This is a genomic window from Marinobacter similis (genome assembly GCF_000830985.1).
In the GTDB taxonomy this organism is placed as follows: Bacteria; Pseudomonadota; Gammaproteobacteria; order Pseudomonadales; family Oleiphilaceae; genus Marinobacter; species Marinobacter similis.
The window spans coordinates 3,082,281-3,106,952 of the sequence record NZ_CP007151.1 but is presented as its reverse complement, the minus strand read 5'-3'; the positions used below and the strand labels follow the sequence as shown (position 1 = coordinate 3,106,952).

30 protein-coding genes and 2 pseudogenes are annotated in these 24,672 nt (G+C 55.2%); 24 read left to right on the top strand and 8 right to left on the bottom strand.

Translation table 11 applies throughout. The annotated features are described in order from the left end of the window. Window position 1: 1 nt before the first annotated feature. From AU14_RS14420 to sthA, 7 genes are read left to right on the top strand one after another with little or no spacing between them, the layout of a single operon-like run. Complete coding sequence (locus tag AU14_RS14420) at window positions 2-667, top strand: NADH:ubiquinone reductase (Na(+)-transporting) subunit D (RefSeq protein WP_041341889.1); 666 nt, start codon at window positions 2-4, stop codon at window positions 665-667. Continuing rightward, window positions 667-1,275, top strand: a complete 609-nt coding sequence (gene nqrE / locus AU14_RS14415) for an NADH:ubiquinone reductase (Na(+)-transporting) subunit E (protein WP_041341886.1) — start codon at window positions 667-669, stop codon at window positions 1,273-1,275. The genes AU14_RS14420 and nqrE overlap by 1 nt, the downstream gene beginning before the upstream one ends. A gap of 37 nt (window positions 1,276-1,312) precedes the next feature. Continuing rightward, window positions 1,313-2,539: an NADH:ubiquinone reductase (Na(+)-transporting) subunit F gene (gene nqrF / locus AU14_RS14410; RefSeq protein WP_041341883.1), complete on the top strand. Its 1,227-nt coding sequence runs from the start codon at window positions 1,313-1,315 to the stop codon at window positions 2,537-2,539. 21 nt (window positions 2,540-2,560) lie between these two features. Then, window positions 2,561-2,821, top strand: coding sequence for a hypothetical protein (locus AU14_RS23485; RefSeq protein WP_330217912.1), 261 nt, complete (start codon window positions 2,561-2,563; stop codon window positions 2,819-2,821). Further along, a complete protein-coding gene (locus AU14_RS14405; RefSeq protein ID WP_330217911.1) occupies window positions 2,782-3,597 on the top strand; it encodes an FAD:protein FMN transferase in 816 nt (271 codons plus the stop codon). Before AU14_RS23485 ends, AU14_RS14405 begins: the two co-directional genes overlap by 40 nt. A 41-nt stretch (window positions 3,598-3,638) precedes the next feature. Beyond that, on the top strand, window positions 3,639-3,887 hold the full coding sequence (gene nqrM, locus AU14_RS14400; RefSeq protein ID WP_041341881.1) for a (Na+)-NQR maturation NqrM: 249 nt from the start codon (window positions 3,639-3,641) through the stop codon (window positions 3,885-3,887). Between the two features lie 58 nt (window positions 3,888-3,945). After that, window positions 3,946-5,337, top strand: a complete 1,392-nt coding sequence (gene sthA, locus AU14_RS14395) for a Si-specific NAD(P)(+) transhydrogenase (protein ID WP_041341878.1) — start codon at window positions 3,946-3,948, stop codon at window positions 5,335-5,337. A 7-nt stretch (window positions 5,338-5,344) separates the two neighbouring features. Here the strand turns inward: sthA and AU14_RS14390 are convergent, their stop codons facing one another. The 5 genes and pseudogenes from AU14_RS14390 to dusA form a co-directional block, all read right to left on the bottom strand. Then, window positions 5,345-6,145 (bottom strand): glycerophosphodiester phosphodiesterase, encoded by an 801-nt coding sequence (locus AU14_RS14390; protein ID WP_041341876.1) that lies wholly within the window; start codon window positions 6,143-6,145, stop codon window positions 5,345-5,347. Further along, window positions 6,142-7,268: pseudogene (locus AU14_RS14385) on the bottom strand (3-deoxy-7-phosphoheptulonate synthase). The gene AU14_RS14390 and the pseudogene AU14_RS14385 overlap by 4 nt, the downstream one beginning before the upstream one ends. Window positions 7,269-7,313: 45 nt before the next feature. Beyond that, the gene (locus AU14_RS14380; protein WP_041341873.1) at window positions 7,314-7,760 is read right to left on the bottom strand and encodes a tellurite resistance TerB family protein; all 447 of its coding nucleotides are present in this window, start codon (window positions 7,758-7,760) and stop codon (window positions 7,314-7,316) included. A gap of 44 nt (window positions 7,761-7,804) precedes the next feature. Then, a pseudogene (tal, locus tag AU14_RS14375) lies at window positions 7,805-8,769 on the bottom strand (transaldolase). A 117-nt stretch (window positions 8,770-8,886) separates the two neighbouring features. Continuing rightward, on the bottom strand, window positions 8,887-9,945 hold the full coding sequence (gene dusA / locus AU14_RS14370) for a tRNA dihydrouridine(20/20a) synthase DusA (RefSeq protein WP_094191223.1): 1,059 nt from the start codon (window positions 9,943-9,945) through the stop codon (window positions 8,887-8,889). Window positions 9,946-10,406: 461 nt separating this feature from the next. On the opposite strand from dusA, the gene AU14_RS14365 reads away from it, so the two are divergent. The 10 genes from AU14_RS14365 to AU14_RS14330 all read left to right on the top strand — a co-directional run bounded on the left by AU14_RS14365 (window position 10,407) and on the right by AU14_RS14330 (window position 15,816). Next, entirely contained in the window at window positions 10,407-10,748 is a 342-nt protein-coding gene (locus AU14_RS14365; protein ID WP_158498325.1) for a helix-turn-helix domain-containing protein, read from the top strand. 114 nt (window positions 10,749-10,862) lie between these two features. Next, window positions 10,863-11,510: a hypothetical protein gene (locus AU14_RS14360; RefSeq protein WP_041341867.1), complete on the top strand. Its 648-nt coding sequence runs from the start codon at window positions 10,863-10,865 to the stop codon at window positions 11,508-11,510. Window positions 11,511-11,594: 84 nt separating this feature from the next. Beyond that, the gene (locus tag AU14_RS14355; protein WP_041341863.1) at window positions 11,595-12,242 is read left to right on the top strand and encodes a hypothetical protein; all 648 of its coding nucleotides are present in this window, start codon (window positions 11,595-11,597) and stop codon (window positions 12,240-12,242) included. Between the two features lie 102 nt (window positions 12,243-12,344). Beyond that, on the top strand, window positions 12,345-12,884 hold the full coding sequence (locus tag AU14_RS14350; RefSeq protein ID WP_041341860.1) for a Pycsar system effector family protein: 540 nt from the start codon (window positions 12,345-12,347) through the stop codon (window positions 12,882-12,884). A 2-nt stretch (window positions 12,885-12,886) separates the two neighbouring features. Beyond that, window positions 12,887-13,192, top strand: coding sequence for a hypothetical protein (locus AU14_RS19905; protein ID WP_201773482.1), 306 nt, complete (start codon window positions 12,887-12,889; stop codon window positions 13,190-13,192). Between the two features lie 111 nt (window positions 13,193-13,303). After that, window positions 13,304-13,672, top strand: coding sequence for a hypothetical protein (locus tag AU14_RS19900; protein WP_201773481.1), 369 nt, complete (start codon window positions 13,304-13,306; stop codon window positions 13,670-13,672). Continuing rightward, entirely contained in the window at window positions 13,605-14,237 is a 633-nt protein-coding gene (locus AU14_RS19895) for a nucleotide-binding domain-containing protein (RefSeq protein ID WP_201773480.1), read from the top strand. Before AU14_RS19900 ends, AU14_RS19895 begins: the two co-directional genes overlap by 68 nt. A gap of 91 nt (window positions 14,238-14,328) precedes the next feature. After that, complete coding sequence (locus AU14_RS19405) at window positions 14,329-14,709, top strand: hypothetical protein (RefSeq protein WP_148312757.1); 381 nt, start codon at window positions 14,329-14,331, stop codon at window positions 14,707-14,709. A gap of 174 nt (window positions 14,710-14,883) precedes the next feature. Continuing rightward, a complete protein-coding gene (locus AU14_RS14335; protein ID WP_041341854.1) occupies window positions 14,884-15,219 on the top strand; it encodes a hypothetical protein in 336 nt (111 codons plus the stop codon). A 144-nt stretch (window positions 15,220-15,363) separates the two neighbouring features. Continuing rightward, window positions 15,364-15,816: a hypothetical protein gene (locus AU14_RS14330; protein ID WP_041341851.1), complete on the top strand. Its 453-nt coding sequence runs from the start codon at window positions 15,364-15,366 to the stop codon at window positions 15,814-15,816. 241 nt (window positions 15,817-16,057) lie between these two features. Here the strand turns inward: AU14_RS14330 and AU14_RS18740 are convergent, their stop codons facing one another. Together AU14_RS18740 and AU14_RS14325 are read right to left on the bottom strand one after the other, a co-directional pair. Continuing rightward, a complete protein-coding gene (locus tag AU14_RS18740; protein ID WP_052472066.1) occupies window positions 16,058-16,495 on the bottom strand; it encodes a hypothetical protein in 438 nt (145 codons plus the stop codon). Further along, window positions 16,492-17,103, bottom strand: a complete 612-nt coding sequence (locus tag AU14_RS14325; protein WP_052472065.1) for a Gfo/Idh/MocA family protein — start codon at window positions 17,101-17,103, stop codon at window positions 16,492-16,494. The genes AU14_RS18740 and AU14_RS14325 overlap by 4 nt, the downstream gene beginning before the upstream one ends. Before the next feature lie 370 nt (window positions 17,104-17,473). Between AU14_RS14325 and AU14_RS14320 the strand changes: the two genes are divergently transcribed. From AU14_RS14320 to AU14_RS19530, 6 genes are all read left to right on the top strand, one after another. Next, window positions 17,474-17,929 (top strand): hypothetical protein, encoded by a 456-nt coding sequence (locus AU14_RS14320; protein WP_041341848.1) that lies wholly within the window; start codon window positions 17,474-17,476, stop codon window positions 17,927-17,929. Then, on the top strand, window positions 17,910-19,367 hold the full coding sequence (locus tag AU14_RS14315) for an amidase family protein (RefSeq protein ID WP_269079059.1): 1,458 nt from the start codon (window positions 17,910-17,912) through the stop codon (window positions 19,365-19,367). The genes AU14_RS14320 and AU14_RS14315 overlap by 20 nt, the downstream gene beginning before the upstream one ends. Before the next feature lie 87 nt (window positions 19,368-19,454). Continuing rightward, window positions 19,455-20,834, top strand: a complete 1,380-nt coding sequence (locus tag AU14_RS14310) for an L-serine ammonia-lyase (RefSeq protein WP_041341844.1) — start codon at window positions 19,455-19,457, stop codon at window positions 20,832-20,834. A gap of 53 nt (window positions 20,835-20,887) precedes the next feature. After that, entirely contained in the window at window positions 20,888-21,316 is a 429-nt protein-coding gene (locus AU14_RS14305; protein ID WP_041341842.1) for a DUF4399 domain-containing protein, read from the top strand. Window positions 21,317-21,550: 234 nt separating this feature from the next. Then, entirely contained in the window at window positions 21,551-21,844 is a 294-nt protein-coding gene (locus AU14_RS14300; RefSeq protein WP_052472064.1) for a hypothetical protein, read from the top strand. Window positions 21,845-21,883: 39 nt separating this feature from the next. Beyond that, window positions 21,884-22,045: a hypothetical protein gene (locus tag AU14_RS19530; protein ID WP_158498324.1), complete on the top strand. Its 162-nt coding sequence runs from the start codon at window positions 21,884-21,886 to the stop codon at window positions 22,043-22,045. Between the two features lie 110 nt (window positions 22,046-22,155). On the opposite strand, the gene AU14_RS14295 is transcribed toward AU14_RS19530, so the two are convergent. Further along, on the bottom strand, window positions 22,156-24,033 hold the full coding sequence (locus AU14_RS14295) for a sensor domain-containing diguanylate cyclase (protein ID WP_052472063.1): 1,878 nt from the start codon (window positions 24,031-24,033) through the stop codon (window positions 22,156-22,158). Window positions 24,034-24,263: 230 nt separating this feature from the next. On the opposite strand from AU14_RS14295, the gene AU14_RS14290 reads away from it, so the two are divergent. After that, window positions 24,264-24,641, top strand: coding sequence for a nuclear transport factor 2 family protein (locus AU14_RS14290; protein WP_041341839.1), 378 nt, complete (start codon window positions 24,264-24,266; stop codon window positions 24,639-24,641). Window positions 24,642-24,672: the final 31 nt, after the last annotated feature.

Sequence of the window (24,672 nt, the reverse complement as noted above, 5' to 3'; positions counted from 1 at the left end):
CATGGCAGATGCATCGGCCAAACAGGTTCTCTTCGAACCGATTTTTAGCAACAACCCGATCGCGCTGCAGATCCTCGGTATCTGCTCCGCGTTGGCGGTAACCACCAGCATGAACGTGACCATCGTCATGTGTCTGGCGGTAATCGCGGTAACGGCATTCTCTAACCTGGCGGTATCGCTGGTTCGGGCTCAAATTCCGGGTAGCATCCGTATCATCGTGCAGATGACCATCATTGCCTCCCTGGTAATCGTGGTTGACCAGATCCTCAAGGCCTACGCCTACGAGATCAGCAAGCAGCTGTCCGTATTCGTTGGTCTGATCATCACCAACTGCATCGTGATGGGTCGTGCCGAAGGCTTCGCCATGAAGAATGGCCCCTACCTGAGCTTCCTCGACGGTATTGGTAACGGTCTCGGTTATTCCGTGCTGCTGCTGTTCGTAGCGTTCTTCCGGGAACTGCTGGGCGCGGGCTCACTGTTTGGCGTAACACTGCTGCCGACTGTCAACGAGGGTGGCTGGTACATCCCGAACGGTCTGTTGCTGCTGCCGCCGAGCGCGTTCTTCATCATCGGTCTGGCAATCTGGGGCCTGCGGGTCTGGAAGCCAGAGCAGGTTGAAGAGGCGGATTACAAGATGTCTCGTCACACCGCCAAGGAGGCCTTCTGATGGAACATTATATCAGCCTGATTGTTAAGGCCATTTTCGTTGAGAACATGGCCCTGGCTTTCTTCCTGGGTATGTGTACCTTCCTGGCGATCTCGAAGAAGATCGAGGCGGCTACCGGTCTGGGTATCGCGGTAGTGGTGGTTCTGACCGTCACCGTGCCGGTGAACAACCTGCTGTACAACAGCATCCTGCGCGAAGGCGCCCTTGAGTGGGCCGGTCTGCCAAACGTAGACCTGAGCTTTTTGGGCTTGCTTACGTACATTGGTGTAATCGCGGCGATCGTACAGATCATGGAAATGGTACTCGACAAGTACATTCCAGCGCTCTATGCGGCCCTCGGTGTGTTCCTGCCACTGATCACAGTGAACTGCGCCATCCTGGGTGCGTCACTGTTCATGGTTGAGCGGGACTACACCTTCGGTGAGAGTGTGGTGTACGGATTCGGTGCCGGCGTGGGCTGGGCCCTGGCCATCATTGCGCTGGCCGGCATTCGCGAGAAGCTGAAGTACAGTGACGTTCCGGAAGGCCTGCGTGGCCTGGGTATCACCTTCATCACTGTGGGTCTGATGTCCCTGGGCTTTATGTCCTTCTCCGGCATCTCTCTGTAACTCACCCGGTGATTCGGTTTAACGAAAAGGCGAGACCATGAATACAGAAATTATTCTCGGCGTGGTCATGTTCACCGTTATCGTTCTGGCTCTGGTCGCAGTGATTCTTGCGGCCCGCTCCAGGCTGGTAAGCACCGGTGACGTGACAATTGAGATCAACGACGATCCCGAACACACCATGAAGACCGGTGCGGGCGGGAAATTGCTGGGCACCCTGGCGAACCAGGGTATCTTTCTGTCCTCCGCGTGCGGCGGCGGCGGTACCTGTGCCCAGTGCAAATGTAAGGTGTTCGAAGGCGGCGGCGCCATGCTGCCGACCGAGAAGACCCACTTCACCAACCGGGAAGAAAAGGAAGGCTGGCGCCTGTCCTGCCAGGTTCCGGTGAAGCAGGACATGAAGATCGAAGTACCTGAAGAGTTCTTCGGCGTGAAGAAGTGGGAATGCGAAGTGGTGTCCAACCACAACGTGGCCACCTTCATCAAAGAACTGGTACTGAAGCTTCCGGAAGGCGAAGAAGTAGACTTCCGCGCTGGTGGCTACGTCCAGCTGGAGTGCCCTCCTTACGAAATCGATTTCAAGGATTTCGATATCGAGGAAGAGTTCCACGAAGACTGGGACAAGCACAACATCTGGCGCTACAAGGCGATCAACAAGGAAGAGACCATCCGTGCGTACTCCATGGCGAACTACCCGGAAGAGAAGGGCGTCCTGAAGTTCAACATCCGGATCGCGACTCCGCCTCCAGGTACCGACCACAACCCAGGTATCATGTCGAGCTACGTGTTCAACATGAAGCCGGGTGACAAGGTGACCGTGATGGGGCCGTTCGGTGAGTTCTTCGCCAAGAAGACCGAAGCCGAAATGGTGTTCATCGGCGGTGGTGCTGGCATGGCACCGATGCGTTCGCACATCTTTGACCAGCTCAAGCGTCTGAACTCGAAGCGCAAGATCAGCTTCTGGTACGGTGCTCGAAGCGTCCGCGAAATGTTCTACGTGGAAGACTTCGACATGCTGCAGGAAGAGAACGAGAACTTCGAGTGGCACGTGGCACTGTCCGATGCACTGCCTGAGGACAACTGGAAAGGCGAAACCGGCTTTATCCATAACGTCCTCTACGAGAAGTATCTGAAAGATCATCCGGCTCCGGAAGACTGTGAGTTCTACATGTGTGGGCCCCCCATCATGAACGCATCCTGCATCAAGATGCTGAAGGATCTGGGTGTTGAGGATGAGAACATCATGCTGGATGACTTTGGGGGTTAATTAGCTCCAATGACATCCCGCATGCTTCAACCCGTCAGGGTGGGTTTTGTCGGCGCCATGTTGGCGCTGGCAGGGCTCGCTCTGGCGGGTTGTTCGTTTGAGCCAGAGGAAAAAGTCTGGGAAATCTCCGGGCCGGTGTTTGGTACCGAGTACCACATCAACGTGGTACTGCCGGACGATCAGCCCGGCTGGAAGCCCTGGCGGCCGGAATTGAGGGCGAGCTGGAGAAAGTGGATGCGTCCATGTCCACCTGGCGCGCGGATTCCGAGCTGTCGCAGCTGAACCAGGCTGGTGACCAGTCCCAGTGGATGCCGCTGTCAGAGCCATTGTATGAAGTGCTGCGGCGGGCTGAGGCGATCTCAGAGCTGACCAGCGGTGCTTTCGACGTCACCATCGGCCCGGTAGTGAACCTCTGGGGCTTTGGCCCCCAGGCACGCCCGGAGCAGGTGCCGTCCGATCAGGAACTGGCAGAGGTACTTGCTGTCACGGGGTACGACAAGCTGGAGCTGCGGGAGCAGCCACCGGCGGTGCGGGCTGAACAGCCCCAGTACATTGATCTCTCTGCTATTGCCAAGGGCTACGGGGTTGACGCGGTTGCCCGATACCTCGACAGTGAGGGGATTAAGGCGTATCTGGTAGAGATTGGTGGCGAAGTCCGTGTAAATGGGCGCAAACCCGGGGGAGATGCCTGGCGTTTGGCGATTGAGGAACCCACCTCCGATGCCCGTCAGGTGAATCGCATTGTGGCCTTGGAAAGCAGCGCTATGGCGACATCCGGCGACTATCGTAACTATTACGAATCGGAAGGGCGCCGGTTTTCCCATACCATAGACCCTGTAACCGGGCGTCCCATCAAGCATAATCTGGCCTCGGTAACGGTAATCGCCGAAGATTGTATGTCGGCGGATGCCCTGGCCACAGGTTTTAACGTGATGGGCTTTGAGAAAGCGCAAGCCCTCGCGACCCGGGAGAACATCCCGGCCTATTTTATAATCCGGACGGAAAACGGCTTCGAAACACATCAGACGCCGGCGTTTTCGTCTTACGTTACTCAGTAGCGTCGCTCAATCATAAGTGGCGCTCATAAAAGGAGGGCAACATGGGTACCTTTCTTCTGGTTTTGTTCATCGTGGTTCTGCTTGTAGCGGCCATGTCCATCGGCGTGATCCTCGGACGCAAGCCGATCAGTGGTACCTGTGGCGGCATTGGCGCACTCGGTATCAGCCAGTCCTGCGATATCTGTGGTGGCAGCCCCCAAAAGTGTGAGGAAGAGAACGAGCGCCAGGCCCAGGACAGCGGGCAGGCCGAGGCTCTCACCTATGACGCCACCAAGGCCGACAAGCACTGACACGCAATCAATAATAAAGATCCAATTTTCACGACGTAGATAAGGAGTCACTGCGCGCATGGCAGAACATCATTACGACGTCGTCGTTATCGGCGCTGGGCCTTCCGGTGAAGGCGCGGCGATGAATGCGACGAAGCACGGTAAACGTGTCGCGATCATCGAAGACAAGGCCACCGTCGGCGGTAACTGCACCCACTGGGGGACCATTCCCTCCAAGGCGCTGCGTCATTCGGTGAAGCAGATCATCACGTTCAACACCAACCAGATGTTCCGCGATATCGGTGAGCCGCGCTGGTTCTCCTTTCCCCGGGTGCTGCAGAACGCCCAGAAGGTTATTGGCAAGCAGGTGAAGCTGAGAACCCAGTTCTACGCCCGCAACCGGGTAGACCTGATCAACGGCCGTGCCTCGTTCGTTGACAAGAACCGGCTGGAAATTCGCGGCAGCAAGGCGGTTGAGCATATCCACTTCAAGCAGGCGATCATTGCTACCGGCTCACGCCCGTACCTGCCGCCCGATGTGGACTTCCGTCATCACCGTATCTACAACTCGGACACCATCCTGAACCTGTCCCACACCCCGCGCACGCTGATCATCTACGGCGCCGGTGTTATTGGTTCAGAGTATGCTTCGATCTTTGCCGGCCTGGGTGTGAAGGTAGACCTGATCAACCCGACCAGCCGCCTGCTGTCGTTCCTGGACGACGAGATCTCCGACGCGCTCAGTTACCACCTGCGCAACAACGGGGTTCTGGTACGCCACAACGAGCAGTATGAGAAGGTGGAAGGCGACGACCATGGCGTAGTGCTGTCGCTGGAATCTGGCAAGAAGATCCGTGCAGACGCATTCCTGTGGTGCAACGGCCGTACCGGCAACACCGATTCCCTGAGTCTCGACAACATCGGCCTGGTGCCCAATGGCCGCGGCCAGCTGTCGGTGGATGAGCACTACCGCACGGAAGTAGAGAACGTCTACGCCGCTGGCGACGTGATCGGTTGGCCGAGCCTGGCCAGTGCTGCATACGATCAGGGCCGTTCGGCGTCGTCTGACATCGTGAAGGATGAGTACTTCCGCTATGTCTCGGATGTGCCGACCGGTATCTACACCATTCCCGAGATCAGCTCCGTCGGTAAAACCGAGCGTGAACTGACCGAAGCGAAGGTGCCATACGAAGTAGGCCAGGCCTTCTTCAAAGACCTGGCCCGTGCCCAGATTACCGGCGATGCGGTGGGTATGCTGAAGATCCTGTTCCACCGTGAAAGCCGCCAGATTCTGGGCATTCACTGCTTCGGGGACCAGGCGGCCGAGATCGTCCACATCGGACAGGCCATCATGAACCAGGAAGGGGAAGCCAATTCCCTGAACTACTTCATCAACACCACGTTTAACTACCCGACCATGGCAGAAGCCTACCGGGTAGCCGCGCTGAACGGCCTGAACCGGATCTTCTGATCCGGCTTCAGCCGCCGGTGGGCAGCGCTGAATCGGTGTCCGGCACAGTCTCCGATTGCGATTGGGGCAGGGGCATCAGTGCCCTGGCCCGGTTGTCGAAAAACATTCGGGTGCTGGTCGGGTAATCGGTGATGATGCTGTTCACCCCCATTTCCTCCAGCTGCAACATGTCGTGAATGCGGTTTACCGTCCAGGTAGACACGTGCATGTCCCGGCGGTGTGCGTTCTCCACGATTTCCTTCGAACACAACTTCCAGTTCAAGCACAGGTAGCTACAGCCAAGCCGCGTGGCCACGTTCAACGGCCGTGGGAACTTGCGCTCTGCCACTAAGCCAATCTGAATGTGCTTGTTGCGCCGACGGATTTCCTTCAGAAACCAGGTGTCTGATGAGGTAATGGTGGCGGTCTTGTACAGGTTGCGGCGCTGAATGATCTCGGTCAGGCGGTTGCACAGAATGTTCAGGCGCTGCCGGGTATCTTTCTTGACCTCCAGCTGCAGGTGCTCCAGATCGTCAAACTGGTCCAGCAGGTCTTCCAGGGTGGGAATGCCAATCTTGCGGGGCCAGGAGCTGGTGTTGCGCCGGGCGTCCATGTCGGCCAGCTCAGCCGCCGTGAAAGCGCCCACATCACCGGTATGGCTGGTGGTGCGGGTAACGGTCAGATCGTGCACCATCACGGGGATGCCGTCTTTCGACAGCACCAGATCCAACTCAAAATGCCGGATGCCATGGCGGTAGGCATGAATAAAGCCCGGCAATGTATTTTCAGGCGCCTCGCCTTTGGCGCCTCTGTGTCCGTAAACAATCATTCTGGTGGTTCACCTTGAAGGCGTTGGTAAATGGCCTGGCGTTTGGTCCAGGTGTCGTGGCATAGCCGGATATCTTCCAGATAGGCGGGTAGTTCGTTCATCAACAAGGCCTGGGGGCCGTCCACCAGTGCCCGTTCGGGTTTCGGGTGGAAGTCCACCAGCACCATGTTGGCACCGGCAATCACGCCCTGTGCGGTGGCGTGCATGACATCCAGGATGCCGTCCGGGGCGCGGTCCCGGCTGCCCACCGAGTGGGACGGGTCCACACACACCGGCATCCGCGTTAGCCGCTTCACCGCTGGCACATGGGCAAAATCGACCATGTTGCGGTGCGGTTGCCCGGCCTCGGTCTTCATGCCCCGCAGGCAGAAGATCACGTTGGCGTTGCCTTCGCTGGCCAGGTACTCGGCGGCATTCAGGGATTCGTTCAGGGTGATGCCAAAACCGCGCTTGAGCAATACGGGATACTCGCTTTGCCGGCCAATTGCCTTCAGCAACTCAAAATTCTGGGTATTCCGGGTGCCGACTTGAAGCATGACACCGGTCGGGCGGCCCAGGCGTTCCAGGCAGGTATCGATTTCCTCGATGTGGCTCTCGTGGGTAATCTCCATGGCAATCACCTTGATGCCATGCTTGCCCGCCTTTTCAAACACCCAGGGCAGGCAACCCTTGCCGTGGCCCTGGAACGAATAGGGGTTGGTGCGCGGCTTGTAGGCGCCCATGCGGGTGCACACTTCACCGCTGTCCTGCAGGGCGCGCATCATCATGTCCACGTGTTCCGGCACATCCACCGCACACAGCCCGGCAAACACGTTCAGGTTGGACTGATTGAAGTCCACGCCGTTGTAGGTGAAGCCGCTCTGGCGCCGGTCGTCTTTGTGACGGCCCAGAATGCGGTAGTCATCGGAAATACGGATGGCCCGCTCAACCGCCGGCAGCGCTCGATTTCTTCCTTATCCAGGCCCTTGGTGTCGCCCAGCAGGTAGATTTCCGTGAGCCGCTGGGTGGTGCCCTGTACCTCGTGAACCCGCACCGATACCCCGGGCAGGTTCTCCAGGTAGTGCATGGTCAGGCGGTAGGCTTCGCTGTCCAACGCGGTGTTGGGATGAAGAATGGCTAGCATACAGTCTCCTTTGTGTTAGCCGGCACGCTCGTCACCCGGCACTCGTTATCCTGAATTCTCCGCCCGGTGCCGCGCCTGCATGTATTCCCGGTGATTAAGATGCAGCAGGTCCGCCATACGGCGAATAAGGTGTTCTTCGTACTTGTCGATCCGGCCATCGGCAAAGGCCACACGCCAGATACTTTCCAGCAGCGATTGCTTGGCGTTCTGGTCCAGGTGCTCGTTGATCTGCCCGGTAAACTCGTACATCGAGGTGGCATCGTCTGCGTGGTCCAGGGCGTCCTTCAGGATCGCCTCGGCCTCGTCGCGGGTTACCTGATGCGCCTTCACCGCACAGTCCACAATGGTTTGCAGCTCGCGCTCATCCTCGTTGTGGTCCGCCCGGGACAACTGCACCATCAAGGCGGTGGCCGCCACCGCCAGTTGGTGGTTGTCCGGCTCCTGATTCTCTGATTCCGGTGCGGCAAACAGCTTTTTCAGTTGATCTAACATGTTGGGGCAGTCGCACTCCTGTTACGTTGCAAACAGTGGTGAATTCAGGCCGCTTTGGCCAACTGGCGCACCCGCTGTTCCAGTTCAATCTGATCCGCGGTAAAGCGGCGGATGCCATCGGCCAGTTTCTCGGTGGCCATGGCGTCTTCGTTGGACTCCCAGCGGAACACCCGCTCGTTCACCGTGCCCAGCTTGTCCGGTGAACTTACGCCTTCGGCCGACAATTTCCGGCTCAGCGGCGCGGTGTCATCCTGCAACTCCTGCAGCAGGGCCGGGCTGATGGTCAGTCGGTCACAGCCTGCCAGCATTTCAATTTCGCCGGTGTTGCGGAAGCTCGCGCCCATCACCACGGTTTTGTAGTCATTGGCTTTGAAGTAATTATAGATCCTGGAAACCGACAGCACGCCCGGGTCTTCTGCCGCCGGGTAACTGTCTCGGCCGCTGTTGGCCAGGTGCCAGTCCAGAATCCGGCCGACAAATGGTGAAATCAGGAACGCACCGGCCTGGGCGCAGGCAGCCGCCTGAATGAACGAGAACAACAGGGTGAGGTTGCAGCGAATGCCTTCCTTCTCCAGCTGCTCGGCGGCACGAATGCCTTCCCAGGTGGCCGCAATCTTGATCAGCACCCGGCTGGTGTCCACGCCTTGCTTGTCATACAAATCCACCAGCCGACGGGCCCGTTCCAGGGTGCCGGCGGTGTCAAACGACAAACGCGCATCCACTTCGGTGGAGACTACGCCGGGAATCAGGTTCAGGATTTCCCGCCCGGCCAGCACCGCCAGGGTATCGGTAGCAACGGTCAGCTGTTCGGCGTCGGAGCCACCGTGGCGACGGGCATCGGCAACGGCTTTATCCAGCATCGGGCGATAGCGTCTGAGGCGGCAGCTTTCAGCAGCAGGGAAGGGTTGGTGGTGGCATCTTGCGGGCGCCATTGGGCAATGGCGTCGATGTCGCCGGTGTCGGCCACCACGGTGGTCATGGTCTTCAGTTGTTCAAGCTTGTTGGTCATTCGTGCTGTCGTCCCGATTGATCTGTTATTGAGGCATCCGACTCCCAGATGCTGGTGATTCACCTACAATAACGGGCTGCTCTGAAAGGGACAAGACAACCAACGGCTAGGGGCCAATTAAGCTTCTGCAATAAGCGCCGGTTCCGGCTCTCGGACTTTCTCCAGGGCAGTCTGAATCACCTCAAGCCCGGCCCCGGACTTATGGGCATTCTCACTGATGTACCGGCGGAACTGACGCCCGCCCGGCTGGCCGTGGAACAGGCCCAGCAGGTGCCGGGAGATGTGGGTGAGGTACACACCGCGCTCCAGTTCGCTCTGGATGAACGGATACATGGCCCGCAGCGCATCATGGCGGCTGAGGGTGGATGCCGGCGCACCGAAGAACTCACTGTCCACACTGGCCAGCAGCCAGGGGTTGTTGTACGCCTCCCGGCCCAGCATCACGCCGTCGGTGTGCTGCAGGTGCTCGTTACATTCACCAAAGGTTTTGATGCCACCGTTGATGATGATCTCAAGATGCGGGTACTTCTGCTTCAGGGCATACACCCAATCGTACTTCAGCGGCGGCACATCGCGGTTTTCTTTCGGGCTCAGGCCCTCAAGGATGGCAATGCGGGCGTGCACGATGAAGGTCTTGCAGCCGGCGCCCGAAACCTTCTCGATGAACTCGCACAGATCATCCCAGGATTCCCGGCCATCAATGCCAATTCGATGCTTCACCGTAACTGGCAGGCTGGTGGCCTCAATCATTGCCCGCACACCTTCGGCGACCTTGTCCGGGTGGCCCATCAGGCAGGCACCAATCATGTTGTTCTGCACCCGATCACTGGGGCAGCCCACATTCAGATTCACCTCATCAAACCCGAACTGCTCCGCCAGTTTCGCACAATGCGCCAGCTCACCGGCATCGCTGCCCCCCAGCTGCAGCGCCAGCGGGTATTCCGCCGGCTCATGGCGCAGAAACCGCGCAGTATCGCCATAAATCAGCGCGCCGGTAGTGACCATTTCCGTATAGAGCAGCGCATGGCGGCTTAACTGGCGGGCCAGGTAGCGGAAATGGCTGGTGGTCCAATCCATCATCGGGGCCACGCTAAAGCGGCGGGAGAAGTTCTCACCGTGGAAGCCTTGCACTGTGGATGAATTGTTGGCGCTGTGGAGCGGGGTGTTCTCAGTCATGAATCACTCTGGTGTACAGGTTCGGTGTTCAAAATGTGGCGGCTATTGTAACAGGAATGGAAACCGGGCTGCCGTAGGGCTTTGGCGAAGGAAAGTGCGTTCAGTAATTAGTCTGCTACGCTTTCTGGAGGTCAAAAAGAGGTGGGGAAAACGTCAAATGTCGCAAAATGCCAGATTAGGTAACGGGTTCTCTTACAAGCTTATGAAAAATATGGAATAGTTCTGAGACTCACTGGAAATAGGCGAACCCGTAACTCCGTAGGTTTCGGACAAAGAGCGCTTATTTCCGAGCAGGTAGGGGGCCGGGCAACCACTTATACTCACCAAAATAAGGCCTTAGTGCTGGTTGGGCGAGTATGGGATTAGGAAATAAGCGTGACCTGATAGATGTCATTTGTCGCTGAATCGGCTGTTAAATTCAGGAACCTTCGGGATAGCTAAGGATGGATACAAGTCTAGCGTTGCGAGAAAACATCAAGAAGCTGATGGCCATGAAAGGTTTCAGTCAGAAAGCGTTGGCTAACAACTCGGGCGTAAGTCAGAAAACCATCAGCAATCTCGTCGCCAACAACGGGGTCCTGAAATCTCCGGCCGTTTCCACCGTGGAGTCAATTGCTCGCGGTCTTGGCGTGAGCCCAGCCGAGCTCTTGAATTACCAAAGTGCCGCTGCCTCCCCAACAGAAGACGATCCATATCGGGACCTTTCGTGTTTAATCCGTGATTTCTTGGCGGCGGATTCAGAAGGAAGAAAGGCTATTCTGCGGGTTGCCCGCAACGAAGCCATCCACGCAAAGCAAATTTAACAAGGCGCTGTAGTATGCGGCCGATGGCCGCCGGACGCCCTTTTCATTGCGGCTTCGCCTTCATTACAAGGGCGCCGCTAAGCTCAGCGTTAGCGCACCAGAGAGGCGAGTTTCGTGGAAGAGTTTTTTATACAGAATGCGAGCGCGATTTTCGGCCTAGTAGGTGCTTTCCTTGGCGGTCTGCTTGCTTTTGTCGCTTCATGGATGATCAAGAATAGAGAGTATTCTCTGCGCATCTGGCAAATATTACTTGAACGTCGGATAAAAGCACATGAGAACCTAATCAATATTGCTATGGAAATGCGGGTGATGGTCGGGCTCGGTAAAGATGAAAATGGAGAAGTTGCACGTGCGCCTCAAGTTCTAATTTCTCGTGAGGAATTTGAACAATGGTTTACTCGCTTTGCGCAATTGACCCAAGAGGGAAGCACGTGGCTTACGATCAAGGCAAAACGAGAAGTCAATTTTGTTCAGGATTACTTGGTAACCCTCCACACCAACCTGGCCAGCGTCCCCAGCGGGAGGTTTCTGGCAATCGGACAAGTCGTTCGAAACGATTTTATCGAGCTTTCCTCTGAGTTGGAGAAATCCGCTTATGACTACTTCGAAACTCAGATAAGAAAAAGAAAGCTAGCGAAATTGGGTGATTGGCACAAATATCCACGAGAACATACGGAATCGCGGTTGGCTCGCACGGACTTGCTGTCCAATTGGGACTCTGTGCAAGAGGCGGCAAACGGTGACGGACCGGAACTACGCTGACCAGTGGGTGAAGCCGACCGGTACTACCCTGCGCTCCGTCCCTGCGGCTTACCCAAGGCGTTAACATTAAAAAACTGAGGAGTGATGGTGTTTTCCCCAAAAGATATTGACGATCAAGCTTCAACGGTCAAGAAATGGTTAAAAAGAGTTTTTTCGAAGGGGAGAGTTTCGCCTGTAAAAAGAATCCTCACCTTGATTGTTTTTGGGTTTGTTTTTGTTTTGAGTTACCAGATGTTACTCAAATCCCTTTTGTCCGAAGCTAAGGAAAACGATGAAAAGCTTTTGCAGGATCGGAACTGGGTGGTTGAAGCAAATCTATATGATTCGGCGGCCCGATTCGCAAGGCTATGTATTTCTTCAACAAAAAGCGATAGCCCCAATGCCCTTTGGTATTGTGAAAAAGCAAAAATTTTATATAAAAATAATTCGACTCAGACTCCGCCAAATTTAAGAGAAGAGATTATTAAGCGTGATGCCTACGGAGCTATGGTGGTGGATATGGAGTCCCAAATCGCAGGCATTAAGTTAGATAAACTGAACCAAGTACCTCCTGCTTCGAATCGTCTAGATTTGCTGTTGAGTAAGACAGGCATATATTTGACATCTTCGCTGGCCATTTTTGGAATACTGGCATTTATATTTGGCTCTATTTTTACCGCGAGGATGATGGCCCGAATGAAATTAGACATCCTCCACAGGAGGATGGTCCTGCTAGTTAGCGAGAACTGTTAACAATCAGCTGCACAGCGACCGTTTTTTCGCCGCTTTGCGGCTCCAAGCCGGCGCGTGAGCCGGGCGTTTTATCCTCGCTCACCATAGACTAGGGAGAATGGTTTGAAAGACGATGATTTTGAGGACAAGTGCACGTTTTTATTTGATGTCATAAAAAGGTATGACCATTATATCGGGACCACCAACTTTAAGGTCGGCCTGCTGATGTCATTCATTGCTGCCATCATACTTGGCTTGTCGATACGAATAATGCTCACAGAGCCCTCTGGGTCTGGTTGTAATTATTTGTATTACCTCGCCTCTGCGTCTTCTTTATTCACAATACTTTTATCAATATTGACGGCAGTAAACCTACTCCGGGTGGTTTTCCCAAAAACCAAAACAGATAAAAATTATAAATCTATGATTTTCTTTGGTGATGTCCTTGCGACTGATAACGGAGCTGACGGATATTTTAAGAAAATTAAAGAGGCAACCTCTGAGCAAATTATAGAGGATTTGTCTAAGCAGACCTTTATGGTAGCAGAAATTGTAAGTGAGAAATTTAGAGTATTGAAGATCGCAGTTAATATCGCTATTTACGGTGTTGTGCCAATGCTCGCTGTTTCTTTGTTATTATTGATATTGCATGGAGCTGGCTGAACATGGATAGCTTTGAGAATACGTTCGACCAAATGTTCGAGGCAGTTCGAAATCGTTCCGCCACAGCTGTTGCTAAGTCAGAGTCTATGGAGGCATTGGACTCGAAGCAAATAAGTGAAGAGTTCTCTGGCTTACCTTCTGGGCCGCAGGAAGAATTTCTAATTCAATCGAAAATTAGACCGATTTTTGGCAAACCAGAAGTAAATAATTCGCCCATTGGAACCCATCCAGATTTTATATCTCTTGAGGGCACGTCTACTACGCAGAAACATTATACCTGCACAATATTTGTTGATATTAAAGGCTAAACAAGGCTGTCGCTTCTGTATCCGTTGGAGTTCGTCTACCATTTTAAAAATGCTGTAATTCAAACATGCGTTGAAACCATTAGGTCATTTGATGGACATATACATAGATTGATGGGTGACGCCGTAATGGCATTTTTTGGCGGCAGATCTACAGAAAAAGAAGATGCTGTAGCAGATGCAATTAACTGTTCAATAACTCTACGGGCAATCTTGGAAGGCAGTATTAAACCTTGGATGGAAAGGCAAGGCTTGGATGCGAAAGATTTCGGGTTTAGAGTAGGTTGTGATTTTGGAAATGATGAAGAAGTCTTATGGGGAAGTTTTGGATACAGGAATGTAGGTGAGGTTTCGGCGACTGGACTTCCGGTTGATATGGCGTCCAAGCTCCAAGTTGGCAGGAAAAAATCAAACAATGCTTGGTCAGGGTTTGTTGGATTTCGTCTACTGGCCAGAGAAGTATTCTACAATAAAAACTCGTGATCGTGGAGATGAGAAAGAGAGTTTGCCAGTAGTAAGTCCAAATATTACGGATGCCGACGGTAACCCGCTAAATTACAAAATGAGGCAGTTGTCTTACGATAAGAGTTTAGAGTTCTCTGCTCTTCCCAGAAGCTTTAGGGAGAAAATTTGTAGTGGCTCCGTAAAGAATCATACGGAGATAGATTACAAATGTTATTCGATAGAGAATGGAAGTAAGCAGGAATATATATCTGCTTCTAGGTTCTTAGGGCCAGATATTTCTTTATATTTCGTGGTCCGTTCAAGAACAAACAACAGACTGAAGTTTCCACTTAAAGTAGTATTTAGAAAAACCAACCACGGCCCGAGAACGCCTGAGGATGAGAGGGACGTGGAGCAAGAGGGGGTTGTTAGATATCTCCGAAAAGAAAAAGTAAGCAAATATGATCGGTCTTTTCGCCCCGTATCCACGGTCGAGATACCGGAGTCGACACTATACCGAGGCCTCCATACGATGAAATGTGAAGTGTATGATTCTGATGGGATATTGCTTTTTCGTGACTGGATCGGAGTAATGATTAAGTGATTGATATAACAAAAGCAAGCACGCGGAACAATTTTCGCTGCGCTACAAATTGTCCGGTGTTGCGAGGCGTTAGCCAAGGAAGGATCTGCATATGGATTTAGTCTCAGGAGTAAGCAATTCGATTACTCTAGCCAAGCGCCTTCGAGAAATCTCGAAGAATATTGCCGACGCAGAGTTTAAGAATGTTTTGGCTGATCTTTCGAACGAACTTGCAGATCTGAAGTTGGAGGCAGCCTCAATGAAAGAGCAGCTAGCGGCCCTTCAAGAAGAGAATGCGTTGCTGAGACACGTTGCAGTACCGGCTGAAGAGAAACCCAGCGGTACAAAATGGGGATGCTATCAATTCGAGTCAGAAGAAGGTTTGTTTTGCACAGCCTGCTGGGACTCCAAGAGAAGAAAATCTCGAACTACGAGGTTCACTGCAAAATTCCGGACTTGTCCGGTATGCAATGCAGCCCATGGAACTGGCTAACCAAACATTGCAGTTCGTTCCGGCCCTAAAGGACCTCCACCGGACGGCCTATTCTCCACTTCGCTATGCAAAGGCCGCTAAACGTTGGGGTTACAAGATGGGAGCCATTGGCCTGATATTGTGCTTAACTTTTAAAGTAGCGAAGCGCGTCTCCAGGTTGGACGGAGGTGAAAAATGAGTAGATGGGATAATCCTGAACAGGGCCTTTCTCTCACGGCGATGGGAATCCCGCTCTGGCTTGACCACTTTGCGACTTTCAACAAAGTGCTCGGTTTTCTGTTGTACGCCTTTTCTCTATATGTCGCTTTTGCCTCTTCTCTTTGGCAGGGTTTAACCTACGCTGCGGTCTTCACAGTTGGACGGGCTTTGATTCTTGGTGCAGGCCTTACAGTTACCCAAAACACTAACCGACCAGCTCCTTTCATTGTCGCTGTGGTTCTCTGTACTGCTTTGATGCTGGTCTACAACGCTGCTGTAGTAACCCATTTTTTAGAGCTCTGGACCTTATAACGGCAGGTATTGTAACAAGCAGTTGCAGTACGCTCCGGCCCTGACGGGCCTCCACCGGATCGGTTTTCTACGCTGGGCTTCGCAACCCGGCGGCTGAACATTGGCGTTAAATTGCGCTTCACCAATGATAGTTAGGAGGAAAGGATGACCAAAAGGATTATTGGCATTTCGTTGTTGATGCTCTTTGTAATACCAACCCACGCCCAGAGTTCCAACCCTGGTTTCAACGCCACATGCAAAGATCTCAATACCCATGGGTTTCGTGCTGCAAACGACATACATGGAAACAGCATGCCTGGTGGTTGGACAACGAGCGAGAAATTTAATTCAACTTGGCAGTTCAGCTTCACTCCTCCTGACAAGTTATTTATTGATGGAAAACCCGCTTATATCTTGGCGCAGAACACAGGAGTTATCATTGCTGCTGAAGCACCGGCCGCAAATAGTAATTCAGCCGGCGTGTGGACGTACGCTGTGCACCTTGGCATGAAAAAGATCGTCGCCTCGCAAGTAAATGCCGCTGGAAACTTCGATCCACGCACTCAAATTATAAAGGCCCGGACTACGAATTTTGGCTGCGATTTCGACCTAAACTAACGTGCTATGTAACAAGGCCAGTCACCGCGACCGCTACTGCATTGCGGCTTCGCCTGCATTGCGTAGCCCCGCATGTTGGATGGCGTTACGCCAAGACAATTCCAAATGAGAGCTAAAGCCCCATGATGATACGGGCCCAGCAGGCAACCATCACTCGCAAGCTTCCTTTAATGATGGTTTCCACCGCAATGCTGGGCCGCATGTAGTTTGGCGTGCTTGAAGCTTGTGCTTTCAACGGCCCTTACAGAGCAACAACAGCCCCATCCGATTCCGCCGATTCAAACAGCGCCGACATAACTCTATGACAGGCCATGCTACGCTCTGGCCACTTCGCCTCTAACTCGCCACTGAGAACGATGCTCGAGAACTTCTCAACCAGCTTCACTACGTGGTCACACGGCTCTACCTGTTGCTCGGTGTCTTTGCCGTCAACATCACCGAGTATGTAGTAGGAGCTACCGGTGAAGGGCTCGCCATAGGCCCCAAAGAAACCGCTTCGTCCCTGGCCGCCAACCAGGTCTTCGATTTTGATGAGTCCAGCGTCGCCGACTGTTTCTACTTGCGAGCGATGGGCGAGCTCACAACCAGCATCAAAGGTTGCCATGCGGCCGCCGGAGAACCAGAGCGCACCGCCACAGGCGACGATGGTGTCGACCGAGTTCTTGGAGACGTGGGTCATCTGCACTTTTTCAGGCAGTTCGTAGCCGAAGCTCCACATAGTGGCGCTGATCGGATACCAGCCTGATCGCCAAAGCAGCCCATGGGCTCCCGGGTTTTGTCGGTGCGGCCATTGCCACCTTCGTACCATTCTTTATCGGGCGCTTTGAAGGTGAAGGCGCTGGTGACGCGCCGTACTTCGCCGATGTCGCCGTTGGCAATACGCTGCTCAATTTCATGGGTGCGGTTGCTGTGCAGCCACATGGTGCCGTCCATGAACTGCACGCCGTTTTCCTTGCACACCTCGATGGCCTCTTCGACGCCGTCGGCCAGCGGTTTTTCGGCGTACACGTGCTTGCCGGCGCGCGCCGCTTTCTTGATCCAGTCGTTGCGATGCGCGGTCGGCACGGGCAGGTAAACAGCGTCGATGCTGTCATCTGCGAGCAGCTCATCGTAGGAGCCGAATGCCTGCGGAACGTTTTGCTCATCGGCCCAGGCTTGTGCGCGGTCCAGGGCGCGGCTTGCAACCGCGACTACCTCGGCGTTTTCCGCATCGTGCATGCCTGCCACAACCTTGGTGGCAATTTCGGCGGTGCCGAGGATTCCCCAGCGAACTTTGCGATTTTCCATAGTGAATATCCTTTCGTTCGAAACAAACCTGAGTATTGAGTTGCCTGTATGACAGTCTAGGTGATGGTCTTGCGGCCTTTTTCAACCGTGGCCTTCGGCTAAATGCAGGGGAATTATGAGAGTGGACGAGGTGCTGGAAACGTTTCGGTCATTTCTGCACCAATTAAGGGCGCGCAAAGTGAATTTCAGTTCAGCGTAATGTTTTGGTCAAACACGTGTATGTCATTGCTACATATGGTCTTCCTGCACAGCCGATGCGCCTTTGACTCATGCTGGCCCACTACTTGCTACCCAAGCTTTCTAAGGGTCACGACACCGCACGGAAGCATTTTCTAGATTCTCTCATCATGCCTTATGAGGTATCGGTAGTATGAGTCATAAATTATGTATTTCGCTTCTGTTAATCAGCCTGCTGATGCTTAGCGGCTGTCCCGGTTCCGGTAGTTCGAGCGGCTCCAATTCAACGAACGACATTACCGACAACTCCCCCGGTGAACCGCCGGGGGAAGAGCCACCCATTGAAGAACCTTTTGAAGTCGGTTTGTTTACGCTGGAAGAAACCACCATGGACCAAGTGCACGAGGCCCTCGCGGGGAGGCGGGTGCTTGAGGACGGCAGTCCGGTTACCTGCGAATCACTGGCTCAGATGTACATTGACCGCATCTATGCCTTCAATGACGCCCCTCAACCCGCTAATGGTTTGCCCGTGCGTGGCGTGCTGGCGATCAACCGCTGGCGCTTGAGCAGGCCAGGGCGCTGGATGCCCTGTATGCCAGCGATGACGGCATCGGTGAGCGTTTCCTGCATTGCATGCCGGTACTTCTGAAGGACAATTACGACACCGTGGATTACCCGAGCACACAGGCTCGTACAGCATGCTGGGCCACCAGGCCGGCGTTGACGCTCACTCAGTGGCCAAGTTGCGTGCGGCCGGTGCACTGATTTTGGGTAAGGCCAATCAGGACGAGTTTGCGTTTTTTACCACGGGCTTTTCCAATCGCGCCATCCAGGTGAGCAACCCCTACAACACCAGCGAAAGTCCTGCAGGCTCATCCTCGGGCACTGGCGCATCAATTGCGTCCAACTTCGCTCTGGGCGGCACTGGTAGCGATACCTGTCAGTCGATTCGCCATCCTTCTTCGGTTAATGGCTTGGTGGGTATTCGCCCCAGTCTGGGTGTTATATCGCAGCACGGTATCTTCCCATTGAGTCATACCCGCGATACCGGCGGGCCCATGACGCGAACCGTGAAAGACGCGGCGTTGATGCTGCAAGCCATGGCTGGCGTGGACTCCCGCGACCCCAAAACGCTGCTGTACCCGGACGAGATGCGGCCCGACAGCTACGTAGAGTTCCTGGATAGGGATGTGCATGGGGTGGCTGGTCGTAATATCGGTGTGGTCAGGCAACTTGGCACCAACACCAGTGCGGCGGGAACCGGTCGCCAGGGCGAATTGATTGCGCAAGCAGTGGAAAAGCTTGAGAGCATGGGCGCCACTATCTATGACGTCTACCTGCCTGATTTTGTGAACAGAGGGGCGGGTTCCAGACACTACGATATCAACGAATATTTCAAGACGTTTGAAGCTGAGGGCGGCGTCAGCGAGCGCGCCTGCGTGAGCAGCGCAGCCATTGATCTGTTGGCTGACCGGAGTTCCGTGGCCCATGGCCGGTCTGAATGCACGGACATTGAGGGTATTGTGGAAACTGGCCGGGTAGGCCCCCGCACGGCCGCGTTGTTTGGGCTGGTTGCTGTTGACGATCCGAACCAGGCACCCACCGAAGAGGAACTTCAGGGCATTGTTGAGGAACGGGATTACACCACCTCGGTTATGGACGCTCTGGTGGATGAAAACGGGGATCCGGTGCTGGACAGCAACCTGAATCCGATACGGCTGGATGCCCTTGTGTTGAGCCCCGGACCCACCGGTGGCCGCACCTGTGACTTTGGTTCAACCACGCAAATGGGCTCTGTTGTGGTACCAGTCGGCTTCGATGAGTCTGTGGGTGTGCCGCGCGGCATGGAAATTTTTGTGCGCCAGTATGACGAGGGCACCGGGCTGGGCATTGCCTATGACTACGAGCAGGCTACTCTGCACCGCGCTCCGCCAAGCCTTGTAGCGTCTCCTCTGCTGGTCAATGAAACCATTACCGAGTTCAACGCCCGAATGCAGCAGGCACTTATTGACGGTACCAGTGAAGCGCCCGAAACGCTTCCACTGGAGACTTACCAGCAGGTGCTGAGGGATATCACTGGGCTTTAACAGAGGGCGTTAGTAAACAGGGCAGGCAGCCTACAGTTTTCGCGGTCGTGCTAGACTTTTCTTACACTCCGCGACTGTAAGGCTGCCATGTTCATCAGTGTGTTGGATCTGTTCAAAATAGGGGTCGGGCCGTCGAGTTCCCATACCGTTGGGCCGATGGTTGCCGCCCACGATTTCGTTGGCCGGATTAGAGAGCAGGCGTTGGATGCGGCAAGTTTGGAAGGCGCCACCATCCGATGCACCCTCAAAGGCTCTTTGGCCTTTACTGGCAAAGGCCATTCCACCGATCGGGCGGTTGCCCTGGGTTTGCACGGCTACCTGCCGGTGAGTCTGGTTGATACCGACGTACAGGCGCTGGTAACTCAGCTTTGGCAAAGCGATTGTGTCGAGCTGGACCAGAATCGCACCGCTCAATTCATCCCATTCCGCGATATTGTTTTCGATACCGGAAAGCCACTGCCACAGCACACCAATGGCATGGTGTTTGAGCTGATGAACGGTGAGGGCAAGCTGCTGTTCACCGAAACCTATTTCTCCATCGGTGGCGGCTTCATCAATACCCTGGCTGAAATTGACCAGCTGCAGGCGCCGCTGAAATTCGCAGAAATCGATTCCTCTACCTATCCCTTTGATTCGGCCAACGCCTTGCTGGTGCTCGCGGATGAGCACCAGCTTTCCATCGCACGGATGAAGTGGGTGAACGAGCTTGAGCATGGGGATGAGAGCACGCTGGTTGAAGGCCTGGATAACATCTGGCGTGCCATGCGGACCTGCATCGAGAGTGGCCTGGCGGCAGACGGCATGCTGCCGGGTGGGCTGGAGATTCCCCGGCGGGCCAGGGGTCTGTACCAAGGCATCAAGAACAAGCCGAAAGCGGCGAACATCAATGACTGGCTGTGCGCCTACGCCATGGCCGTGAACGAGGAAAATGCCGCTGGCAATATGGTTGTGACGGCGCCCACCAACGGCGCGGCCGGGGTGATTCCGGCGGTGCTGTATTACTTTGTCACCCACGAGCAGGGCACGCGGGAGCAGGTGCACGACTTCCTGCTAACGGCCAGTGCCATTGGTGGCCTGATCAAACAGCGCAGTTCCATTTCCGGTGCCGAGGTGGGTTGCCAGGGCGAGGTCGGCTCAGCCGCTGCCATGGCCGCTGCCGGTTTGTGTGAAGTGCGTGGTGGCACCGCCCGGCAGGTGGAGAATGCCGCCGAGATTGCGCTGGAACATCATCTGGGCATGACCTGCGATCCGGTGAAGGGGCTGGTGCAGGTACCCTGTATCGAGCGTAATGGCTTTGGTGCCATCAAGGCTTATTCGGCCGCCTCGCTGGCGCTGCGCGGTGACGGTAAGCACTTCATGCCGCTGGATAACTGTATCGAGGCGATGCGCCAAACCGGGCTGGAAATGTCCCATAAATACAAGGAAACCTCCCTGGGCGGGCTCGCGGTCAGCATCACAGAATGCTGAGGTTGCGAACGTCTACTAGACTGACATCAGACCAATGAAAGGGAGGACGTAACATGAACAGGATTGCAGCTACTTTATTCTCGGCGGTATTGCTCGCACCGGTAGGCGCGCTGGCCGATAGCCATATGTCGGCGGCCCCCGCCAATGCAGAAGTGTATTTTGTGCAGCCTAGCGACGGCGATACCGTGCAAAGCCCCGTGAAGGTGGTGTTTGGCCTGCGTAATATGGGGGTGGCACCGGCCGGTATGGATAAAGAGGGTACCGGGCATCACCATCTGTTGATCGATACCGACGTGCCGTCGGATTTGAGCAAGCCGTTGCCGGCCTCCGATCAGGTCAAGCATTTCGGTGGTGGCCAGACGGAAACCGAGATCATGCTGGCACCGGGCGAGCACACCCTGCAGCTGTTGTTGGGCAACTACGCCCACGTGCCGCACAGCGATCCGGTGATGTCTGAAAAGATCACCATTACGGTGGAATAAACACCTGGGGAAGGTGCTCTCAGGCTATTGTCGAACCACGGCCGTGGTGATAATTTGAGAGTTACCTTCCAGCCAGGGACAGAAAGGCTTGATCCCCAGCGAGGAGGCCCGTTCCGGGGCCTCTCCAGGCGCTAAGAACCCGTTCATCCACTCTTGAAGGCGTGTCGGCGCGCACTTTTGAGTGTGTCGCTCGATTCTCTTTAACGATGTTCCGTTCTGATAGTGGAGGTTCCTATGAAAGGTTCCCTGTTATTGGCAGCAACGTTGTTTTTGTGCGCCACCCTTCCCACCACCCCCACCACCGCGCTGGCTGACAGCGCCAGCAGCGATCAGGCCGAGATTGATCGGGGCCGTTACCTGGTCAAGATGTCCGGCTGCAACGATTGCCATACTGCCGGTTACATGCCCAGCGAGGGCACGGTGCCTGAAAGCCAGTGCTCATGGGCGATACCCTGGGCTGGCAAGCCCCTGGGGTACCACCTACGCCAGCAACCTGCGGCTGTTTGCCAGCGAGATGAGCGAGGATGAGTGGGTGTCTGTGCTGAAAACCATGAAGCGAGACCGCCCATGCCCTGGTGGGTATTGAATGAAATGGAAGAGCCAGATGTTCGGGCGCTTTACGCTTACATCCGGTCCTTGCCGGTGGCCGGCGCACCAGCCCCGGCTGCGCTGGAACCGGGGGTGACGCCAAAAACTGCTTACTTCCAGATGGTGATGCCCAAGGAATAGCGGGTAGTCGCTGAGGTTGGCGAAAACGAGGGGAGCGGTCCGGGTTATCTGGTCCGCTCCTTTTTGTTCAGGGCTTGTCGATCAGGGCTTTTCGGTCACGGCTTCGGCCTTTAAACCGAAAACACCTCAAGACTGCCGTTGGAGGCCTTGGTTTGGTTGCGGCCGGCGTGTTTGGCGGCATAGAGCGCGTCATCTGCACACCGGATGAGCCGGGTCATGTCCTCATGCGCTTTAGGGAGGATGGCGGACACGCCGATGCTCACGGTGAGGGTGATGGTTTTGCCCTCCCAGTTCAGCGGTGTGGATTCCACTTTCTCGCGCATGCGCTCAGCCACAATGCCGGCGCCTTTCAGGTCGGTATGGCACAGCAGGATGGCAAATTCCTCGCCGCCGTAGCGGGCCACGAAATCCCCTGGCCGGTTCAGGCACTCCCGGCATAGCTGGGCCATGTGCTTGAGGCAGGCATCGCCGGCCAAGTGGCCGTAGGTATCGTTCACTTTCTTGAAATGGTCCACGTCTAGCAACAGTAGGGACATGTCGTGGCGTTCCCGGGCGTTGCGGCGCCATTCGTCGGCGAGCTGGCGGTCAAAGAAGGCGCGGTTTTTCACCTGGGTCAGGCCGTCGATGGCGGTCATTTCCTCCAGGCGTTTATTGGCGCTTTTCAGTGCCTGGGTACGCTCGGCTACCCGGACTTCCAGATGCTCATTGGCTTCTTTCTGCACCTGCAGGGCCTGCTCCTTGGCTGAGCGGGCGAGCCGTTCCGAAACCAGGGCGTTGCTCTGCGCCTCATAGCGCCGCTGGCGCTCCAGGTTGATCCGGTAGGCCAGGGCAAAGGAGAACAGCAGTACTTCCAGGGCGGCGCCGAATTGCGGGGCGTATTCGAACAGCACGTTGCGCGGCAGCACGCCCATTTTGTTGAGCACCAGCACGGCGTGGCCCAGCAACAGCACGCTCCAGGCCAGGGTATACAGGCGGGCCAATACGTCGCCCTTGGCCCAGAGGTAAATGCCGATCGCCAGTGCGGCCGGTGCTACCACCATGATCATCAGAGCCGCCATGCGCATGGCCATGCCATAACTGACCACCATGGAGAAGGCACAGAGTAAGAACGCGGCACCCGCTCCTCCCAGGGTAAACCAGCGCAGGAAGCGGCCCTGTTTGTGCAGGTTCAGGAAGCTGTAGGTGAACAACAGCACGAAGCCAACGTTGGAGGTGATGGCCGCGGCCAGTATCAGGTTGTTCAGGCTGGGCAGTTCTGGCCATATGAACTGGAAAGTGACTCCGTGCAGGGCCAGTTGCACGATGGTGATGGAGACCACGTTCAGCACGTACCAGGCATAGCTGGCCTCCCGCACCACCAGCCAAACAAAGAGGTTGTAGGCCGCCAGCGCCAGCATGATGCCGGCAAACAGGATCTGCACCGCCAGGCTGTACTGGTCTTGTTCGTAGAAGCTCTGCGCCTTCCACAGGTCCAACGGCAGTTGCACGGCGCCCTCGCTTGTAGCCCGCAGGTATAGAGTGCGTGACTCGTCCTGGGGGATATTCAGTGGCAGCAGCACGTTGCGGTGCTTTATTGGGCGCGTGGACAGCGGAAGCTGGTCGCCAGTGAAAACCTTGTCCTCAATCTGGCCGTTGGCCACCACATAAAGATCCAGATAATCCAGGGCCGGGTTGCCCACTTCAATCAGGTGACTGGCTGGGGTAGTGCTGTCGTTGATGATTTCGATGCGGAACCAGAAGCTGCTCTGGCTGAAGCCAAAATTCGGGACCTGGGCTTCGCTTGGCTGCCAATCCTGGGCCTGACGGGCGGTGATATCGGTGAGCGTCAGCTCCTGGCTGGGGTCCTCAAGAAAGGCGAGTCGCGGCCCCAGCGAGGCTTGGCCGTCTGCTAATTCCGACAAGCGAATGCTGGAGGTGGCTGCGAGAGTGCTGCTGGCGAGTGCCGCGAGCAAAATCAGGGTGAGGAGCTGTGCGAAGAATGTTTTCATCAAAGAATGAACCGGTTTTCAGGTTAAGGCCAAGCGGAGTATAGCGAAACCCGAGAGCGGTGCGGTCAATTCATGTACAGAAAACACAAGTTTTTACGATTGGGCGAAACAGGTCGTTAAAGCGTCCGTTTGTTGCGGCCTGTTTTTTTGGTATCGAGGAGCAGTGGGAGTAGACTTTATTCCATATTCACGCATAACAGGCCCTTGCCAGCATCCAAACGGAGTTTTACATGCAGCCTAAGGATATTGTGGCGCAGTTCATCGACGATACCCGAGCCCAGCGATTCGACGAGGCCAAGGCCTTGCTGGATCCGGACGGGTTTGAGTATGTGGGGCCGAACATGCGTTTCCTCAGTCCCGATGACATGCTGTATTACCAGTTCGGGATGGCCGCCATTCAAAAGGATCTGATCGTGCGCCAGCTCAGTGCTGACGGCGAGCATGTGTTCGCGATTCTGGATTTCAGGACCAACTTCGAGCCGATCGGGGATGTGCGGCTTGCGGTGTGGTTTGTGGTCCGGGATGACAAGATCCAGAAAGTAGAGACCTTCTACAATGCAGCCGTGGTGGAGAACATGCTGGGTGGCAACCTGCCTTCTGTGGAATAAGGGGCTGGGCCCCAGCGCGTGAGATAGACGC

Bases quoted from the DNA above. Each gene is read 5' to 3' on its own strand.
- AU14_RS14420 (WP_041341889.1), top strand. From the start codon at position 2: ATGGCAGATGCATCGGCCAAACAGGTTCTCTTCGAACCGATTTTTAGC.
- nqrE (WP_041341886.1), top strand. From the start codon at position 667: ATGGAACATTATATCAGCCTGATTGTTAAGGCCATTTTCGTTGAGAAC.
- nqrF (WP_041341883.1), top strand. From the start codon at position 1,313: ATGAATACAGAAATTATTCTCGGCGTGGTCATGTTCACCGTTATCGTT.
- AU14_RS23485 (WP_330217912.1), top strand. From the start codon at position 2,561: ATGCTTCAACCCGTCAGGGTGGGTTTTGTCGGCGCCATGTTGGCGCTG.
- AU14_RS14405 (WP_330217911.1), top strand. From the start codon at position 2,782: ATGTCCACCTGGCGCGCGGATTCCGAGCTGTCGCAGCTGAACCAGGCT.
- nqrM (WP_041341881.1), top strand. From the start codon at position 3,639: ATGGGTACCTTTCTTCTGGTTTTGTTCATCGTGGTTCTGCTTGTAGCG.
- sthA (WP_041341878.1), top strand. From the start codon at position 3,946: ATGGCAGAACATCATTACGACGTCGTCGTTATCGGCGCTGGGCCTTCC.
- AU14_RS14390 (WP_041341876.1), bottom strand. From the start codon at position 6,145: ATGATTGTTTACGGACACAGAGGCGCCAAAGGCGAGGCGCCTGAAAAT.
- AU14_RS14380 (WP_041341873.1), bottom strand. From the start codon at position 7,760: ATGTTAGATCAACTGAAAAAGCTGTTTGCCGCACCGGAATCAGAGAAT.
- dusA (WP_094191223.1), bottom strand. From the start codon at position 9,945: ATGACTGAGAACACCCCGCTCCACAGCGCCAACAATTCATCCACAGTG.
- AU14_RS14355 (WP_041341863.1), top strand. From the start codon at position 11,595: ATGGTGTTTTCCCCAAAAGATATTGACGATCAAGCTTCAACGGTCAAG.
- AU14_RS19905 (WP_201773482.1), top strand. From the start codon at position 12,887: ATGGATAGCTTTGAGAATACGTTCGACCAAATGTTCGAGGCAGTTCGA.
- AU14_RS19900 (WP_201773481.1), top strand. From the start codon at position 13,304: ATGGGTGACGCCGTAATGGCATTTTTTGGCGGCAGATCTACAGAAAAA.
- AU14_RS19895 (WP_201773480.1), top strand. From the start codon at position 13,605: ATGCTTGGTCAGGGTTTGTTGGATTTCGTCTACTGGCCAGAGAAGTAT.
- AU14_RS19405 (WP_148312757.1), top strand. From the start codon at position 14,329: ATGGATTTAGTCTCAGGAGTAAGCAATTCGATTACTCTAGCCAAGCGC.
- AU14_RS14335 (WP_041341854.1), top strand. From the start codon at position 14,884: ATGAGTAGATGGGATAATCCTGAACAGGGCCTTTCTCTCACGGCGATG.
- AU14_RS14330 (WP_041341851.1), top strand. From the start codon at position 15,364: ATGACCAAAAGGATTATTGGCATTTCGTTGTTGATGCTCTTTGTAATA.
- AU14_RS18740 (WP_052472066.1), bottom strand. From the start codon at position 16,495: ATGACCCACGTCTCCAAGAACTCGGTCGACACCATCGTCGCCTGTGGC.
- AU14_RS14325 (WP_052472065.1), bottom strand. From the start codon at position 17,103: ATGGAAAATCGCAAAGTTCGCTGGGGAATCCTCGGCACCGCCGAAATT.
- AU14_RS14320 (WP_041341848.1), top strand. From the start codon at position 17,474: ATGAGTCATAAATTATGTATTTCGCTTCTGTTAATCAGCCTGCTGATG.
- AU14_RS14310 (WP_041341844.1), top strand. From the start codon at position 19,455: ATGTTCATCAGTGTGTTGGATCTGTTCAAAATAGGGGTCGGGCCGTCG.
- AU14_RS14305 (WP_041341842.1), top strand. From the start codon at position 20,888: ATGAACAGGATTGCAGCTACTTTATTCTCGGCGGTATTGCTCGCACCG.
- AU14_RS14300 (WP_052472064.1), top strand. From the start codon at position 21,551: ATGAAAGGTTCCCTGTTATTGGCAGCAACGTTGTTTTTGTGCGCCACC.
- AU14_RS19530 (WP_158498324.1), top strand. From the start codon at position 21,884: ATGCCCTGGTGGGTATTGAATGAAATGGAAGAGCCAGATGTTCGGGCG.
- AU14_RS14295 (WP_052472063.1), bottom strand. From the start codon at position 24,033: ATGAAAACATTCTTCGCACAGCTCCTCACCCTGATTTTGCTCGCGGCA.
- AU14_RS14290 (WP_041341839.1), top strand. From the start codon at position 24,264: ATGCAGCCTAAGGATATTGTGGCGCAGTTCATCGACGATACCCGAGCC.